The organism is Leucobacter sp. PH1c, assembly GCF_000633415.1.
Taxonomy (GTDB): domain Bacteria; phylum Actinomycetota; class Actinomycetes; order Actinomycetales; family Microbacteriaceae; genus Leucobacter.
Genome location: NZ_AYMV01000020.1, coordinates 46,254 through 62,866 on the forward strand (window position 1 = coordinate 46,254; position 16,613 = coordinate 62,866).

At 72.6% G+C, this 16,613-nt stretch carries 14 protein-coding genes; 7 read left to right on the forward strand and 7 right to left on the reverse strand.

Features of this window, described 5'->3' with window-relative positions; translation table 11 throughout:
• Nucleotides 1-25 precede the first annotated feature (25 nt).
• Nucleotides 26-1,126: a glycosyltransferase family 2 protein gene (locus tag U874_RS0106885; protein WP_029987858.1), complete on the forward strand. Its 1,101-nt coding sequence runs from the start codon at nucleotides 26-28 to the stop codon at nucleotides 1,124-1,126.
• A gap of 12 nt (nucleotides 1,127-1,138) precedes the next feature.
• Here U874_RS0106885 and U874_RS0106890 read toward each other — a convergent pair whose 3' ends face one another.
• Nucleotides 1,139-1,624, reverse strand: coding sequence for an Lrp/AsnC family transcriptional regulator (locus U874_RS0106890; RefSeq protein WP_025133805.1), 486 nt, complete (start codon nucleotides 1,622-1,624; stop codon nucleotides 1,139-1,141).
• Nucleotides 1,625-1,833: 209 nt separating this feature from the next.
• Between U874_RS0106890 and U874_RS0106895 the strand changes: the two genes are divergently transcribed.
• Nucleotides 1,834-3,099, forward strand: coding sequence for an MFS transporter (locus U874_RS0106895; RefSeq protein WP_025133806.1), 1,266 nt, complete (start codon nucleotides 1,834-1,836; stop codon nucleotides 3,097-3,099).
• Between the two features lie 42 nt (nucleotides 3,100-3,141).
• On the opposite strand, the gene U874_RS0106900 is transcribed toward U874_RS0106895, so the two are convergent.
• Nucleotides 3,142-3,894 carry a FadR/GntR family transcriptional regulator gene (locus U874_RS0106900; protein WP_036057938.1) on the reverse strand — a complete coding sequence of 251 codons (753 nt, stop codon included), beginning with the start codon at nucleotides 3,892-3,894 and terminating at the stop codon, nucleotides 3,142-3,144.
• A gap of 286 nt (nucleotides 3,895-4,180) precedes the next feature.
• Between U874_RS0106900 and U874_RS0106905 the strand changes: the two genes are divergently transcribed.
• The 5 genes from U874_RS0106905 to U874_RS0106925 all read left to right on the forward strand — a co-directional run bounded on the left by U874_RS0106905 (nucleotide 4,181) and on the right by U874_RS0106925 (nucleotide 10,935).
• Complete coding sequence (locus U874_RS0106905) at nucleotides 4,181-5,701, forward strand: ABC transporter substrate-binding protein (RefSeq protein ID WP_025133808.1); 1,521 nt, start codon at nucleotides 4,181-4,183, stop codon at nucleotides 5,699-5,701.
• Between the two features lie 81 nt (nucleotides 5,702-5,782).
• Entirely contained in the window at nucleotides 5,783-6,730 is a 948-nt protein-coding gene (locus U874_RS0106910) for an ABC transporter permease (protein ID WP_025133809.1), read from the forward strand.
• Between the two features lie 2 nt (nucleotides 6,731-6,732).
• Complete coding sequence (locus U874_RS0106915) at nucleotides 6,733-7,635, forward strand: ABC transporter permease (RefSeq protein ID WP_025133810.1); 903 nt, start codon at nucleotides 6,733-6,735, stop codon at nucleotides 7,633-7,635.
• Nucleotides 7,635-9,452: an ABC transporter ATP-binding protein gene (locus U874_RS0106920; RefSeq protein ID WP_025133811.1), complete on the forward strand. Its 1,818-nt coding sequence runs from the start codon at nucleotides 7,635-7,637 to the stop codon at nucleotides 9,450-9,452. Before U874_RS0106915 ends, U874_RS0106920 begins: the two co-directional genes overlap by 1 nt.
• Before the next feature lie 61 nt (nucleotides 9,453-9,513).
• Entirely contained in the window at nucleotides 9,514-10,935 is a 1,422-nt protein-coding gene (locus U874_RS0106925; RefSeq protein WP_025133812.1) for an amidase, read from the forward strand.
• A gap of 87 nt (nucleotides 10,936-11,022) precedes the next feature.
• Here the strand turns inward: U874_RS0106925 and U874_RS0106930 are convergent, their stop codons facing one another.
• The 5 genes from U874_RS0106930 to U874_RS14260 form a co-directional block, all read right to left on the reverse strand.
• A complete protein-coding gene (locus U874_RS0106930) occupies nucleotides 11,023-12,459 on the reverse strand; it encodes a choice-of-anchor D domain-containing protein (RefSeq protein WP_157834225.1) in 1,437 nt (478 codons plus the stop codon).
• Nucleotides 12,460-12,665: 206 nt separating this feature from the next.
• Complete coding sequence (locus U874_RS14750) at nucleotides 12,666-13,754, reverse strand: hypothetical protein (RefSeq protein ID WP_025133814.1); 1,089 nt, start codon at nucleotides 13,752-13,754, stop codon at nucleotides 12,666-12,668.
• Nucleotides 13,738-15,375 carry a hypothetical protein gene (locus U874_RS15665; protein WP_025133815.1) on the reverse strand — a complete coding sequence of 546 codons (1,638 nt, stop codon included), beginning with the start codon at nucleotides 15,373-15,375 and terminating at the stop codon, nucleotides 13,738-13,740. The genes U874_RS14750 and U874_RS15665 overlap by 17 nt, the downstream gene beginning before the upstream one ends.
• On the reverse strand, nucleotides 15,372-15,851 hold the full coding sequence (locus tag U874_RS0106945; RefSeq protein WP_025133816.1) for a hypothetical protein: 480 nt from the start codon (nucleotides 15,849-15,851) through the stop codon (nucleotides 15,372-15,374). Before U874_RS0106945 ends, U874_RS15665 begins: the two co-directional genes overlap by 4 nt.
• Nucleotides 15,848-16,570 carry a heme oxygenase (biliverdin-producing) gene (locus tag U874_RS14260; protein WP_025133817.1) on the reverse strand — a complete coding sequence of 241 codons (723 nt, stop codon included), beginning with the start codon at nucleotides 16,568-16,570 and terminating at the stop codon, nucleotides 15,848-15,850. The genes U874_RS0106945 and U874_RS14260 overlap by 4 nt, the downstream gene beginning before the upstream one ends.
• Nucleotides 16,571-16,613: the final 43 nt, after the last annotated feature.

The window sequence follows — 16,613 nt, forward strand, 5'->3', positions numbered from 1 at the left end:
GACCCCCGTGTGGGAGGATCGACGGGTGCAGTCGCCCCCGTCCCCCGAGCCTCCGGCAACTCCCGCGCTCACGGCGCTCCCCGAGCACCCCGCGGTGAGCTTCGTCATGCCCGTGCTGAACGAGGAGGACTTCCTCGAGTCTGCGGTGCGCACGATCCTCGCCCAGGAGTACCCGGGGGCGAAGGAGATCGTGCTCGCGCTCGGGCCGTCCACGGACGCGAGCGATGCCATCGCGCAGCGGCTCGCCGGGGAGGATCCCCGCGTGCGCCTCGTCGCGAACCCCGAGCGGGACATCCCGGCCGGGCTGAACCGTGCAATCGCCGCCTCGGCGCACCCCGTGATCGTGCGGGTCGATGCGCACTCGGAGCTCACCCCCGACTACACGAGCCGGGGTGTCGCGGCGCTTCGCGCGCACGCCGCCGACGGGGTGGCGAACGTGGGCGGGATCATGCGGGCGGCCGGGCGCGGCGACGTGCAGCGCGCGATCGCGCGCGCCTACAACAGTCCGTTCGGCCTCGGGGGCGGTGCGTATCACGGCGATGGCACGCCCGGCCCCGCCGAGTCTGCATACCTCGGGATCTTCCGCAGGGAGGCGGTCGACGCCGTCGGCGGCTACGATCCCGGGATCCTGCGCGGCGAGGACTGGGAGCTGAACCTCCGGATGCGCCGCGCCGGCTTCACGGTGTGGTTCGATCCCTCGCTCGAGGTGACCTACTGGCCCCGCGCGAGCTTCGCCGACCTGGCGCGCCAGTTCTTCGCGACGGGAGCCTGGCGCGCCGTGCTCGTGCGTCGCTACGGCCGCGCGAACCCGTGGCGCTTCTTCGCCCCCGGCGCGCTCGTGCTCGGGCTCGCGGTGAGCGTCGTCGCGCTCGCGCTGCTCATCGCCGGGGTGCTCCCCTGGTCCTCGGCGTGGCCGGTGCTGCTCGCGCCGCTCGCCGTGTACCTGCTCGGGATCGCCTTCGCGGCGTTCCGGATCCCCGAGCAGCGCGGTGCGCGCGATCGGTGGCTCACGGTGCGCACGCTCGTCACGATGCACCTGAGCTGGGGCAGCGGCTTCCTCCGCGGGATCCTGCTCGGCGGCGGCCGCGTGGTCGACCGCTCCCGGATCTCGGCGCCCCGGTCCTAGCTGCGCCAGCCCCTAGCGCCGCACGGCGGACCGGCCGGCGTCCTCCGCGAGCAGGCCCGTGACGCGGTACGGGATCACCTCCCGCAGGAACAGACTCGTGGACGTGCGCTTGATGCCGGGGCACAGCCGGATCTCCTCGCTCACCCGGTAGAGGTCGTCCGGGCTCTTCGCGACGACGCGGAGCAGCAGGTCGGTGTTGCCTGCCGGGGCGAAGCACTCGAGCACCTCGGGGATGTTCGCGAGCGCGGCGATGGCCTCCGCGATGAAGTGCTGATCGAGCTCGACCTGGAGGCTCGCGCCGACGGGGCGGCCGAGGGCCGCGGGCGAGATCCGGGCGCTGTGCGGGCGCAGGGCCCCCGCACTCGCGAGCTTCTCGAGCCGGGCCTGCACGGTGCCGCGGGCAAGTTCGAGCCGCTGCGCGATCATGGCCGTCGGCATCCGGGCGTCGCGGTCGAGTTCGCGCAGGATCCGGCGGTCGGTCGCGTCGAGATCGCTCATTTTGCTCGCTTCCCGCTCGATTGAACACCGAGCCATTGATCAGTTTGATCAATGATAGATGATTCGCTTGCGCGGAACGAGCACTTCTCGCTCTACTAGAGCGCAGGGCGCGGTCAGCGCGTCCCCCGCTTCACCCCACCCGCGCTCGCCACACCCGGCGGCCGCGGCCGGACACGCCCCACAAGGGCACGCCCACCGAGGAGCACGCCATGAGCGCGACACCCACCCCCGTACGCCCCGCCTCCCCCGCGACCGGCCCCACCCTGCCCCAGGTCCGCCCCCGGGCGCGGGCCGCGCTGACCGCCCTGACGCTCTTCACGCTGCTCGTGAGCGCGAACCTCACGACGCCGCTGTTCCCCCTCCTCGAGCGGACGCTCGATTTCGGCCCGCTCGGCACCACGCTCGCGTTCTCGAGCTACGTGCTCAGCCTCATCGTGGGGCTCCTCGTGTTCCGTCGCTTCGCGGACACGGCGAATCGCCGCACCGTGCTCGTCTCGGCGCTCGCCCTCACGGCGCTCGGCACGGCCGCCCTCGCGGTCGCGCCGAACCTCGGCTGGTTCTGCGTCGCCCGCGCCGCGCAGGGCGTCGCCATCGCCTGCGCGACGGGCACGGCATCCGGTGCACTGCGCGTCCTGCTGCCCGGCCGAGCCGCGCTCGTGGGCCGCCTCACGCTGCTCGCGAGCTCGGGCGGCGTCGCCTGTGGCCCGATCATCGGCGGGCTCCTCTCGCAGAGCGCTGCCCCGCTCATGACCCCGTTCCTCACGCTCGCGCTCGCGCTCGCGGCGCTCATCCCGGCGATCCTCCTCACCGCCCCGCACGAGCTCTGCCGCCCGGACACGGGGCCCGTGACGATCGCGCTCGCCGACGCGCCGCCCCGGGTGGCGCGCAGCGAGCGGCGAGCCGGCCGGCAGTCCCCCGCAGCGCTCCGCGCGTTCCGGCTCGCGGCGGCGACGGGCTTCCTGAGCTTCACGGTGTTCGGCTTCTGCCTCTCCCTCGCCCCGTCGCACTTCGCGGGCATCGTGGGCACCGACTCTCGCCCCGCGATCGGCCTCCTCGCCGCGCTCACGCTCGGCGCTTCGGCGCTCACCCAGCTCGCCCCGCTGCGCGGAGCCTGGCGCCTGCCGCTCGGCCTCGGGGCGCTCGCGCTCGCGCTCCTCGGGCTCGCAGCGGCGGGGCCGCTCGCGAGCCCCGGGCTGCTCGTGAGCTCGGCGCTCCTCGCCGGCGTGGGCCAGGGCATCGCTTTCCAGGCGGCGTTCACAGCGGCGACGGCGGCGGTCGACCCGCGGCACCATGCCTCCACCGTGAGCGCGATCTACACCGTCACGTACCTCGGGAGCGCCCTTCCCGTGATCGGCCTCGGCCTGCTCGCCGAGCGCCTCGGCCTCGGGCTCGGGGTGACGGTGTTCGCGATCGCGACGGCCGTCGCCTGCGCGGCGCTCGGGGCGGCGGCGCTCCGGCGGCCCGAACGGGCGTGAGCGCCACGCGCACGACGCGGGGCGGGGCGGCCCGCCCCTGAGCTACTCCGCGAGGAGATCGAGCGCGGCGCGGTCGTCCGCGTCGAGGAGCGGCCCGAAGCGCTCGGCGACGGCGCCGCGCGCGATCCGGCCGGCGGCCTGCGCGTCGCGCCGCTCGATCGCGTCGAACAGCCCGCGGTCGATGGCGGCGGAGGCGAGCTTCACGCGGTTGTCGTGGTGCTCGCCCTCGGCGTCGCGTGCCATCATGCCCCGCAGCACACCGGAGACGGCCTGGCCGCTCATCTCGAGGATCTGGTTGCCGCTCGCCGCCCACACGGCCTCGTGGAACTCGAGGTCGGCCGAGGCGAAGTCGGCATCGTTCGTGTCGGCGGCGGCCTGCATCCGCCCCACCGCGGCGCGCATGCGCTCGAGCTGGGCGGGCGTGTGCCGCTGCGCGGCGAGCTTCGAGGCGGAGCCCTCGAGGATCACGCGGAACTGCACGAGCTCGGAGACGCTCAGGGCGTCCGTGCCGATCATGGTGCGGAACGAGCGCCCGAGCGTCTGGCCGGACGGCGCGAGCACCTGCGGGCCGCCGCGCGTGCCCGGCCGGGACTCGATGAGCCCCATCGACTGGAGCACGCGGAGCGCCTCGCGTACGGTGGGGCGGCTCACGCTGAACTGCACCATGAGATCGCGCTCGCTCGCCAGCTGGGATCCGATCGGGATCTCGCCGGAGAGGATCGCCTCCTCGATCTGCTCGACGATGCGCTGGTACGTGTGCACGGGCACCGCGGGAGAAAAGCTGTGGGTCGTCATCAACGGCGGGTCTTTCCGGTAGCTGGGGATCGCGCTCGCGCCGCGCTGCGCTGCGTCGACTCGCGCTGATACGAAATTGCGCCCAGTCTAGTCCCCACTCAGTGGCCTTACCATGTATCCTGGTTCGAACCTCGTGGCCAGTACCCGGAAATCAAGGATGATTGGGAGTGAACGCACGGTGCCACCGCACCACCCCGGCCACGAAGACGAGCACACCCCGCTCGTCCCCCACTGAGATGCGCTGCGGCCGACGCCGCAGCCCCACCCTTTTCGATAGGAAGCAACGATGCGACGCAGGAACTCCCTGGCTCTCACCGCAACGCTGATCACCGCAGGCGCGCTCGCGCTCGCCGGCTGCTCGGCAGGATCCGCCGGCTCCGGCGGATCCGGATCCGGCGACACGCCGACCACCGCGACGATCGCGCTCACCGGCGCCCCCGTGAACCTCGACTTCACGACGACCGCCGGCTCCGCGATCCCGCAGGCCATGATGTCGAACGTGTACGAGGGCCTCGTGCAGCTCGACCAGGCCGGCGAGATCCAGCCGCTCCTCGCGAAGTCGTGGGAGATCAGCGACGACCGCAAGACCTACACCTTCACGCTCGAAGAGGGCGTGACCTTCTCGAACGGCGACGCGTTCACCGCCGACGACGTGAAGTTCAGCTTCGACCGCGTGAAGAGCGACTGGGTGTCGAGCCTCAAGGCGAAGATGGATGTCGTCGAGAGCGTCGAGGTCCTCTCCGACACCGAGGTCGCCGTGCACCTCTCGAAGCCGTCGAACGCCTGGCTCTTCAGCCTCGCGACCCCCGTCGGCGCGATTTTCTCCCCCGACGGCGTCGCGGATCTCGCGAACGCCCCCGTCGGCACCGGCCCCTACACGGTCGAGACCTTCACCGCGAACGACAAGATCGTGCTCGACACCCGCGACGACTACTGGGGCGACGCCCCCGAGCTCGACTCCGTCACGCTCAAGTACTTCGCGGACGCGACCGCGACGACGAACGCGCTCCGCACGGGCGACATCGACGCCATCGTGAACCTCCAGGCGCCCGAGCTCCTCGACACCTTCGAGAGCGACGACAAGTTCACCGTCACCACCGGCACCTCGAGCGGCGAGATCTCGCTCTCGCTCAACAACCAGGCCGCGCCCTTCGACGATGTGCGCGTGCGCCAGGCCGTCCTCTACGCACTGGACAAGCAGGCGATCCTCGACACCGCGTGGAACGGCTACGGCTCGCTCGTCGCGACGTACGCGACGCCGACCGATCCGTACTACGAGGATCTGAACGACCGCTACCCGTACGACCCCGAGAAGGCCAAGGAGCTCCTCGCGGAGGCCGGCCAGGAGAACCTGAGCATCACGTACACGGTGCCCACCCGCCCCTACGCGCAGGCCGTCTCCGAGATCGTCGTCTCGCAGCTGAAGGACGTCGGCATCACCGCGACGATCGAGAGCTCGGAGTTCCCCGCCGTCTGGCTCGACGAGGTCTTCACGAAGCACGACTACCAGATGACCACGGTCCTCGCGACCGAGGCGCGCGACATCCTCACGGTATTCAACGACCCGAACTACTACATCGGTTACGACAACTCGAAGATCGCGCCGATCGCCGCCGCGGCCGATGAGGCCGACGAGGCCGGCTACGTGTCCGGAATGAAGCAGGTCGCCGAGCAGATCGTCGACGACGCCGCCTCCGGCGTGCTCTTCCTGTTCCCGAACATCACGGTCGCGAAGGCCGAGCTGCAGGGTCTCCCCGAGAACGCCATCATCGAGGCGCTCGATCTGACCGACCTCAGCTGGAAGTAACGGGGCTCCGCCCCACACATCCCGCGGGCGCGGACCGCTCGGTCCGCGCCCGCACTCACCACCACCACCCGAGGACCGCGCATGGCCATACGGATTCTGATCAACCTCGCCCGATTTGCGGTGACCTATCTCGTCGCGACGGTCGTCGTGTTCCTCTTCATGCGGCTGATCCCCGGGGATCCCGCGCAGATCGCCCTCGGCGTGAACGCGACCCCCGAGCTGCTCGAGCAGACGCGCAAGGAGTTCGGCACCGACCGACCGCTCATCGTCCAGTACTTCGACTGGGCCGGCGGCCTCCTGCGCGGCGACTTCGGTGTCTCCTACGTCACCCGAACCGACATCAGCCCGCTCGTGGCCGATCGCCTCCAGGTCAGCCTCATCCTCGTGCTCACGGCCATGGTCGTCGCCCTCGCGATCGCCATCCCGCTCGGCACCTGGGCCGCGGTCAAGCACCGCAACCTCTCGGGCGTCGTGATCGGCGCGGGCTCGCAGCTCGGCGTCGCCGTCCCCGGCTTCCTCGCCGCGATCCTCCTCGTGCTCGTCTTCGCCGTCGGCCTCGGCTGGCTCCCCGCGAGTGGCTGGACACCACCGAACGAGGACTTCGGCGACTTCCTCCGGCGGCTGATCCTCCCGGTCCTCGCCCTCGCCTCCGTGCAGGGCGCGATCCTCACCCGCTACGTGCGCTCCGCCGTGCTCGAGATCATGAGCGAGGACTACCTCCGCACGGCGCGCGCGAAGGGCCTGAGCAAGATGGGCGCGCTCGTGAAGCACGGGCTCCGCAACGCGGCGATCCCCGTCATCACCGTCACGGGCGTGCAGATCGCCGCCCTCATCATCGGCGCGGTCGTGATCGAGCGCGTCTTCGTGATCCCCGGTCTCGGCTCGATGCTCCTCGACGCCGTCGGCAACCGCGACCTCCTCACCGTGCAGTCGGTCGTGATGGTCCTCGTCGCGATCACGCTCGTCCTGAACCTCGTCGTCGACGTGCTCTACACGATCGTCGACCCCCGCATGCGAAAGAGCGCATAACCATGACGACGCAGAATCTCCCCACGCCCCCGGTCCAGGCGCCGCGCACCACCGCCATCTCGGCCCCCCGCGCGCCGAAGAAGCGGAGCCGTCTCTCCCCCACGCTCGTCGTGGGCCTCGCGCTCGTCGCGATCGTCACGATCGCCGCGCTCATCTCGTTCGTCTGGACCCCGTACGACCCCGTGCAGGCGATCGCCGCCGACCGGCTCCAGGGCCCGAGCGGCGCGCACTGGTTCGGCACCGACAAGTACGGCCGCGACGTCTTCTCCGCCATGCTCTACGGCGCGCGCATCACGCTGTTCGTCGGAATCATCTCGGTCGGGATCGCGCTCCTCGTCGGCACCCCGCTCGGCATCCTCGCGGGCATCCGCGGGGGCTGGATCGAGGAGGTCATCATGCGTACCTCCGACATCGCCCTCGCCTTCCCCGCACTGCTCCTCGCGATCATGTTCAGCGCCGTGTTCGGCGCCTCGACGCTCACGGCGATGATCGCGATCGGCATCGCGACGATCCCCGGCTTCGCCCGCGTCGCCCGCTCGGGCACCCTACAGGTGATGAGCACGGAGTACGTGCTGGCCGCGCGGGCCGCGAGCCAGTCCCGCTTCCGTATCGCGCTCCGCCACGTGCTCCCGAACATCGTGGGCATCGTCGTCGTGCAGTGCTCGGTGTCGTTCGCGCTCGCCGTCCTCGCCGAGGCCGGGCTGAGCTTCCTCGGGCTCGGCACGCCGCCACCCACCCCGTCCTGGGGCCGCATGCTGCAGGAGTCCCAGCAGTTCCTCGGCACCCACCCGCTCCTCGCCATCATCCCGGGCATCGCGATCGCGATCGCCGTCATGGGCTTCAACCTGCTGGGCGATGGACTCCGTGACCGATTCGACCCGAAGCTGAATGGGAGCCGCGGCTAATGACCTCTTCGACCGCAACCGCATCGCAGGGCCGCGGCCCGCTCCTCGCCGTCGACGCGCTGAACGTGCGCACCCCCGACCGCACCCTCGTGCACGACTTCTCGCTGCACATGGCCCACGGCGAGCGCATCGGCCTCATCGGCGAGTCCGGCTCGGGCAAGTCGATGACGACGACCGCGCTCCTCGGCCTCCTCCCCGCGGGAGTCACCGCCGACGGCTCGGTGCACCTCGACATCGCCGAGCGCCCCGGCAGCGCCGAGCGGAACCTCCTCGAGGCTTCCGAGTCCGAGCTCATGAAGATCCGCGGCCGCGACATGGCCATGGTGTTTCAGGAACCGCTCACGGCGCTCAACCCGCTCATGCGCGTGGGCGCGCAGGTCGCCGAGATCATGTTGCTCCACAAGCTCGCCCCGTCGAAGGCCGAGGCGAATCGTCGCGCCGTCGAGATGCTCGACGCCGTGCACCTCCCCGATCCGGCGCAGGCCGCGCGGGCCTACCCGCACCAGCTCTCGGGCGGGCAGCGCCAGCGCGTCATGCTCGCCATGGCGCTCGCGAACGATCCCGCGCTGCTCCTCTGCGACGAGCCCACCACGGCGCTCGACGTCACCGTGCAGCGCCAGGTGCTCGACCTCATCCTCGAGCTCGTCAAGAAGCGCAACACCGGGCTCCTCTTCATCACGCACGACCTCGCCGTCGTGGCGAACATGTGCACGCGCGTGCTCGTGATGAACCAGGGCGTCGTCGTCGAGGAGGGGGCGACCGAGGACGTGTTCCTGCGCCCCCAGCACCCCTACACGCGCGGCCTCCTCGCCGCGAGCGACCTCGACGCGACCGACGCCGATGGGCGCCTCTTCACGGTCGCGAGCGCGAAGGAGTACGTGCCCCCGACGCGCGAGGAGCTCGCCGCCGAGGCGGAGCGCGCAGCCGCCGAGCAGACTGCCACGGAGCAGGCCTCCGCCGAGCCGGCCGCCGCCGCGCACGCCGTCGATGCCGCGGCTCCGGCCGCCGAGCCCGTGATGCGCGTCACCGATCTGGTGCGCACGTACACGCGCGGGAAGACGAGCCTCTTCAAGCCGGCGCCCGAGGTCCGTGCGCTCAAGGGAATCTCGTTCGAGGTACCGCGCGGCGGCCGCCTCGGCGTGGTCGGCGAGTCCGGATCCGGCAAGTCGACGCTCCTGCGCATCCTCGCCGGGCTCGACCAGCCGACTTCGGGCAGCGCGATCGTCGCGGGCAACGAGGTCGCCGGGGCCAAGGAAGCGCAGCTGCGCGAGCTCCGCCAGCAGCTCCAGATCGTGTTCCAGGACCCCATGGGGTCGCTCGATCCCCGCATGACGGTCGAGCAGATCATCTCGGAGCCGCTGCTCGTGCGCGGCCGCTCCGAGACCGCGGCCGAGCGCTCGCGGATGGTTGCGGAGATGCTCGAGGCCGTCGGCCTCCCCGCGTCGGCCGCGGAGCGCTACCCCCACCAGTTCTCGGGCGGGCAGCGCCAGCGCATCTCGATCGCCCGCGCGCTGATCTGCCGCCCGCAGGTGGTCGTCGCCGACGAGCCCGTGAGCGCGCTCGACGTGTCCGTGCGCGCGCAGGTGCTCAACCTGCTCGCCGACCTGGTCGACGAGTACGGCCTCACGCTCGTGTTCGTCTCGCACGACCTGAACGTGGTGCGGCACCTCTGCGACTCCGTGATCGTGATGCAGTCGGGCGAGATCGTCGAGGCCGGCCCCACCGAGACCGTGTACCGCGCACCGCAGCACCCCTACACGCAGCGCCTCATCGATTCGTCGCTCACGCTGCGCCAGGAGCTGCAGCACGCGTTCTGATACCCGGGCGGCCGCCCGGCTCGGGCGGCCGCTCCCCCTCCTCCGCTCGAAAGGACACCCCGTGACCGCCTCCGGCACCTCCCCCGTCTCCCCCCGACTCGCAGACCTCGACGCCGGCGCGCTCGCCGCGGCGTACGCTGCCGGGACGCTCACCCCGAGCGAGGTCGCGGAAGACGTGCTGGCCCGGATCGCGGAGCGCGAGCCGCAGCTCAACGCCCTCTACCTGCACGATCCCGAGCAGGTGCGCGCGGATGCGGCGGCCTCGACCGCCCGCTGGGCCGCGGGTGCGCCGCTCAGCGCCTTCGACGGCGTGCCGGCGACGGTGAAGGAGAACATCGCCCGCGCCGGGCAGCCGAAGCCCTCGGGAACCGCGATCCCGAACCCGCCGGTCTCGGCCGCCAACGCGCCGACGACGGACCGGCTCGTCGAGGCGGGCGTGGTGATCCTCGGCTCGACCACGATGCCCGATTGGGGCATGCTCTCCTCCGGCGTGTCCAGCCTGCACGGGATCACCCGGAACGGCGTGGATCCTCGCCTCACCTCTGGCGGCTCGTCCGCGGGCGCCGGGACCGCCGCTGCCGCGGGCTACGGCCCGCTGCACGTCGGCACCGACATCGGCGGCTCGATCCGCCTCCCCGGGACGTGGCAGGGCCTCACGGCGCTGAAGCCGAGCGAGGGCCTCATCCCGCTCGACGTGCCTTACGACGGCCGCGCCGCCGGCCCCCTCACCCGCACCGTGGCCGACAGCGTGCGCCTCATGTCGATCGTGGCGCGCCCCGATGCCCGCGACTACCTCACGCGCGCCTACCCCGAGATGGACTGGTCGACCGAGCCGCTCGAGCCGCGCGGCATGCGCGTCGCGCTGCAGCTCGACGCCGGCTCCGGCCTGCCGGTCGAGCCCGAGACCCGCGCGATCATCGAGGCCGCCGCCGAGCGCTTCGCCGCGGCGGGTGCCGAGATCGTGGAGCTCGCGCCGTTCGTCGGCCCCGAGGTGCTCGACGGCCTCGTCGACTTCTGGCGCAGCCGCTCCTACGCGGACTACGAACTGCTCTCCGAGTCCGAGCGCGCCGCCGTGCTCCCCTTCATCGCCGAGTGGTGCGCCGCGGGCGCGGACATCTCCGCCGCGCAGACCGTGCGCAACCGCAACCAGATCGACGAGATGGCCCGGCTCACCCGCGCGGCGACCGAACCGTTCGACCTCGTCCTCTCGCCCGTCTCCCCCGTTGCGGCGTTCCCGGCGGAGGATCCCATGCCCATCACGGATCCCCGCGAGACGATGGGGCACATCTCCTTCACGGTGCCCTACAACATGTCGGGCCAGCCCGCGCTCTCCGTCGGCGCGGGCGTGCAGCCCGACGGCCGCACCGTGGGCCTCCAGATTGCCGGACCCATCGGCTCGGACGATCGGCTCCTGCGGGTCGCCGCGTGGTTCGAGACCGTGCGCGGTGCCGATGCCGAGGTCGACTGGTCGCGGCTCGCCTGAGTCCGCGTGACGCGGCGGTGGGCTGAGCGTTCCGGCCTCAGCGCACCGCCGCGCAGCACTTCACGCACCGCCGCGCAGCGGACCCGCTTACCGGGTCCGCTGGCGCGCGCGTGCGCGCTGACCGACGATGCAGGCGGCGCCCAGCGCGAGGAGCAGCGCGCCGATCCCGGCACTCATCCCGGTCCAGAGGGCGCCGTCGGCCGCGCCCGTGCGCGGCAGGGTCTCGGTGCCCGCGCCGTCCGGCCCCGGCGGTACCGTCGTCGGCGGACCCGTGGTCGGCGGCACGACGGTGGGCGGCACGGGCGGCTCGACGGGCTCCTCGGTCGCGTGACCGCTGACGGGGACCGCGAGCCTCCCGGTCCCGGGCTCGGCGTCCATCGCCTGCCAGGCGATCCCGAGCTCCGCGGCGAGCTCGTCGCCCGCGCGTTCCGGAGTCCACCGGTATACCAGCTCTCGCGATTCACCGGCCGCGAGCTCGAACGAATCGGGGCCGTCGCCCGTGAGACCGAGCGCGCGCACCTCCTCCGGGTCGATCGCGTAGCTGGCGGGGCCGTCGCCCGTGTTCGTGACGGTGGTCGCCGCCGTGCCCGCGCGGCCCGCCGTGACGTTCCCGAATTCGAGCGGAGCCGCGGAGCTCGATCCGACGGCCGCGACCCCGATCGCCCGGTGCCGCGCGAACAGCCCGAAGCTGAACTCCGGGATCTCGGGCGGCGACGCCAGCACGGTGCCGCGGCCTGCGAGGAACGTCTCGAAGCGGCCGAGCCACTCGGGCGCGTAGCTCACGGGCACGGTGACGCGTTCGCCCGGGCGCAGCGTGATCCCGCCGCTCGGGGCGGCCTGAATGGCGTACGGTTCGCTCACCTCGAAGGAGTCGAGGCGCACCGAGACGCCCGAGACGTTCGCCACTGTCATCGGGAGCGTGCGCGAGGTACCCAGGCGCACCTCGCCGAAGTCGAGGTTCTGAATCTCGAGGACGCGGGGCGTGAAGTCGACCACGAAGCTGCGGTTCGCCGTCTCTCCTCCCGACAGCGCGCGCACGCCGAAGTTCGTGTTGCCCACGTAGCTGACGAATGCGGTCGGCCGGATCACGAAGCTCACGGTGCAGCTCTCACCGGCGCGCAGGATGCGGCTCGAGAACTGACTGCTCGGCGTGGGGCAGCTTCCGGCCACGCTGCGCGACAGGTGCTCGCCCTCCAGCGTGAACCCCGGGAAGCTCATCACCAGGTCCTGCTTGGCGGTGAGCGTGAAGGAGGTGCGCTCCGGGATCCCGATTGTCGCGATCCCGCGCCAGCCCACGCTGTCGAGGGAGAACACCTCCTCCTCCCAGGGGCCCATGCTTTCGCCGGCGGCGGGCGCCGCCGGCGCCTCCGATGCGGCCTCCGGGGAGGCCTCCGGCGCGGTTTCCGGAGCGGTTTTCGGAGCGGCCTCCGGCGCAGCGAGCCCCGCGTCGAGCGCGAGCGCGGGCCCACCGCCCGCTGCGACCAGGGCGACGGCGAGGAGCGCGGCGGCGATCCCCCGACTCATACGACGTGGAGCGGTGGGTACGGCGGTGCGGAGCACGTGGGCCCTTTCTTGCTGCGGCCCGCCCGCGGTCTCGGCGAGGCCTCGTTCACTCCCGGATCTGGGCGTGGGGTTTGGAACGTATCAGCTCAGCATGACCAGACAATGAACATCGGATGTATGCCGGGGGTGCTGGCTCGTCGCGCGCAGGACCGCCACCTCCCCTGAGCTCACCCGAGCGACGCGTAGTGATCGGCAGCGTCCGCGACATCATTGTTGTACGCGACGCTCGGGTTGTAGGCGTTCACCGCGGCGATCCAGTTCTCCGCGACCCGCAGATCACCGCCGATCGTGCACAGCATGGTCGCGGCGGAGAGCGCGGCGTCGTCGATCCGATCGATGTCCGGGGCACCGCCTCTCGCGCTCCTGCCGTACTCCGCCCACGTCTGCGGGATGAACTGCATCGGCCCCACCGCGCGGTCCCACACCGCGTCACCGTCGAGACGCCCGCCATCGGTGTCCGGGATCGCCGCGAATGCGACGCCGTCGAGCGCCACCCCGAAGATTCGCGGCAGCGCACGCCCGTCGGTGCTGAGCCGGGCCCCGCCGATCGTGCCGTGGTGCGTCTCGACCTGGCCGATCGCGGCGAGCGTGTTCCACCCGATTCCGCAGCCCGGCTGCTCGCGCCCCAGCGTGAGCGCCGCCCCCGCGTACGCGCGGAGGGCCGGTTCGGGGATTCCGGAAGAGGCCGCGACCTCGGAGACCCAGATCGGGTCCACGCGCGAGCGCGCCTCGGAGCCGCGCGCGGAGCCCGAAGCGGAGGCTCGGGAGGGGACTGCGCCGGAGCCCACGGCACCGCCGGTTCCGGATCGGCCGGCGCCGGTTTCGGCGGGGTCTGATCCGGCGGGGTCTGAATCGGCGGCGTCGCTCCCCCGCGCTTCCCCGCGTTGCGCGGCGCCGGCCTCCGGCGCCGCAGCCTCGGCGGGCGGCGAGGACGGGCCGCCCGAGAGGACCGCCGCGCCGAGCCCGAGGATTCCGAGCGCGGCGAGGGCGATCCCCCCGAGGCCGACCGCGAGTGCGCGGCCCGAGCGCCCCGACGCGCGGCGGTCCGCGCTCCGGCAGCGCGCGCGCTGAGCGCTCAGGCCCCGGAAGCTCGTGCCGCTCGGGATCGGGCCCGCGGTCTCCTCTGTGCGGGCCTGATCCTCGTCCTCCGCGCGGTCGATCGTGTCGAGCAACCAGGCGAGCGCCGAGTCCCCGCTCGCCGGGGGCTCGGCGCTCACCCGTTCGCGGCGGGCGCTGCGCTCAGCGCCGTCGCGCACGGCGTGCTCCGAGCAGCGCGATCGCGGTGCCACCGAGCGCCGCGAGCACCGCGCCGAGCGCCGCGCCGAGACCGCGATCCGCACCTGTGTGGGCGAGCGCGTGGGCGCCCGGCGCGGGTGCCCCGGCGGCGGTTCCCGGAGCCGGATCCGTGCCCGGGCCGGGGCGTTCCCCAGGCCCGGTGCCGGGCCCAGGATCGGTCCCGGGGTTCGTCTCCGGATCGGTTCCCGGATCGGTCTCCGGCTCAGAACCGGGCCCCGTGCCAGGGTCGGTTCCCGGATCCGTTCCCGGTTCGGTTCCCGGATCCGTTCCCGGTTCGGTTCCCGGATCGCTGCCGGGGTCGATTCCCGGATCAGTGCCGGGGTCCGTTCCCGCGTCGACGACCGTCTCGACGAAGCGCAGCGTGATCGGGTGCGGGATCTTCGAGTCGTCGGTCGCCACCGCGCTCCGCGCGAAGAACGGCGCGACAAGCGGGTTCAGCAGGGCGACGAACTCATTCGGGAACGAGTCCTCGTAGTCGTAGAACCAGGTGCCCGCGCCGGCCGCCTGCCCCGCCCACGCGAGCGGGATCGTGGCAGAGACGATGCCGTCGGGACCGGGCTCAGACAGCTCGGCACCCGTGAACGTCGCGATCGTCACGCGAGCCTCGGGGTAATCCTGGCGGCTTGCGCCCGCTGCATAGAAGCCGCTGAACGAGGCGGTGATGTACCCGGCCCCGTCGGCGCCGAGGTGCACGCGGGGCGCCGAGAAGTCCCAGCGATTACCGCTCCCCGAGGTGAGGCGCACCGCGCCGTCGAAGTCGAGGACCCGGGCGCCCGTGGCGTCGCGCGCGCCGCTCCCGCCCGCGAACGTGAAGGGGCGGAAGAAGTAGGCCTGGAGCTCGGCGTCGCTCGCCGCAGGGCCCGGGTTCGTGAGCGCGGGCAGCGTGACGTCGCCGCCCAGGATCTCGCGCTCGAACCCGACGCGGAAGTTGCTGAACCAGATGTTGCCGATGGTCCAGTCGAGCTCCGCGTCGGCGATGCTCGCGGCGGGGGCTCCGGAGAGCGCGATATCGGGCACGGTGCGGCGGGTGTCCACCACGCGGTACGTGCGCGAGGCGCTCCGCGCGGGGGCGCTGCCCGAGCCCTCCTCGGGAGTAAAGACCGCGACGACCTCGCGCGCTCCGCCCGCGGGCCAGCGGTCGGTGTCGATCCGGACCGTGACGGAGCCAGCTGCGGCAGCCGAGGCGTCCGGGACCACGGGCGCCGTTCCGAGGAGCACGTCGCCGTCGAAGAACGCGACGGAGCCGCGCAGTTCGGCGGAGCCCGCCTCGGTGACCCGAACGGTCGCGCTGATCGGGCCAGGCTGCCCGAGCACGTAGCGCGCGCGGTCCGAGACCTCGGGGACCGCGACGGTCACCACGGTCGGGGCGAGCGCCTCCGCCGGAGAGACCGTGGGGGCAGCGGCTGCCGGAGCAGCAGCGGAGTCGGCGGCGGCGGGGGCCGCAGTGGGCGCGGCGGGGGCCGCCGGCACCGCGGGCGCCGCGTCCGGGGCAGCGAGCGCCGGACTCGGTGCGAGGAGCAGCCCGGCGCCGAGCGCGCAAGCGAGCGCCGCAGCCGGAGCCGCGGTGAGCCGGGGGCTCACGCTTCGGGCTCCGCACTCACGGTGACCGCGAGCTGCTCGGGATCGCTCGGCGCGTCTGCGCCGGATCCGGCCTGCGGTGTGAAGGTGACGAGTGCCGCGCCCGCCTGCTCGGCGACCACGCGCACGATCCTGGGGTTCGCCTCGGGGTCGTCCTCGACGACGCGGGCGACCTGCTCGGCGGCGCTCGCGACCTCCCAGTCGACGCCGGGGGTGTCGATGAGCACGCGGATCTCCTCGCCGGGCTCGAGCGCACCGTCGACGCCCGAGAGTTCGCTGACGGGGACCGTCGCGACCACCGCGGCGTCGCCCGACGCGGCGCCCTGGGCTGAGCCGGCTGCGCCGTTCCCTGAGTCGGACGCGGGGCCAGCGCAGCCGCTCGCCCCGAGGCAGATCGTGAGGATCACGGCGGCGAATGCGCCGCCGCGCGCGACCCGCTGGACGCGGGCGCGACCCGCCCCGCTCGCTGCGGCGCTCACGCCGCAGCCTCGGAGTACTCGGCGAAGCGATCCTCGAGGTCCTGCCCGGCGACGCCGTTCAGCCAGTACGCGGAGGCTACCTCGCGCAGCACGACGCGCTCCTCGTCGGCCGAGAAGCCGGCGCCGTCGACGAGCGCACGGTACCCCTCCTTGTACGCGGCGGGATCCGGGATCTCCGCGAAGGAGTAGAACGTCGAGCCGAGGTCGCCGTCCGTGGCGTAGCTGTCGCGGAACATGCGCGCGATCATCTGCCCGCCTGACAGATCGGCGAGGTAGCGCGTGTAGTGGTGCGCGACGAAGTGCGGGAGGGAGTCTCCCGCGACCTCGGCGATGCGAGCGGCGTAGCTCATGATGCCGGTGGTCGCGAAGCGGTCGTACACCTGGTTCTGCCAGTCGGCGCCGAGCCAGTGCTCGAGGTCCGCGGCGAGGGAGGGCAGACGGTGAAGCTCGGGGAGCCAGAACGCGAAGTCGTCACCGAGACGCGCGCGCTGCGCGGCCGCAGCCCGTTCGAGCGCCTCGTACATGAGGTAGTGCTGGGCGGCCTGGGCGGCGATGCCGTCGCGGGTGAGCCCACCGCGGAGGAACGCGATCGCGAAGCGCGGCTCGCTCTCGCCCTCGATGTGGCCGATGCGGGAGAGCGCGCGGAGTCGGACGGAGAGGGGCTGCCCCTCCGTCTCGGAGATCACGGCGTCGACGGGGCTGTCCACGAGCTGGTTCATGGGTGCTCTTCTCTTCGGGCCCCGAGCGGGGCGTGTGGTCCGT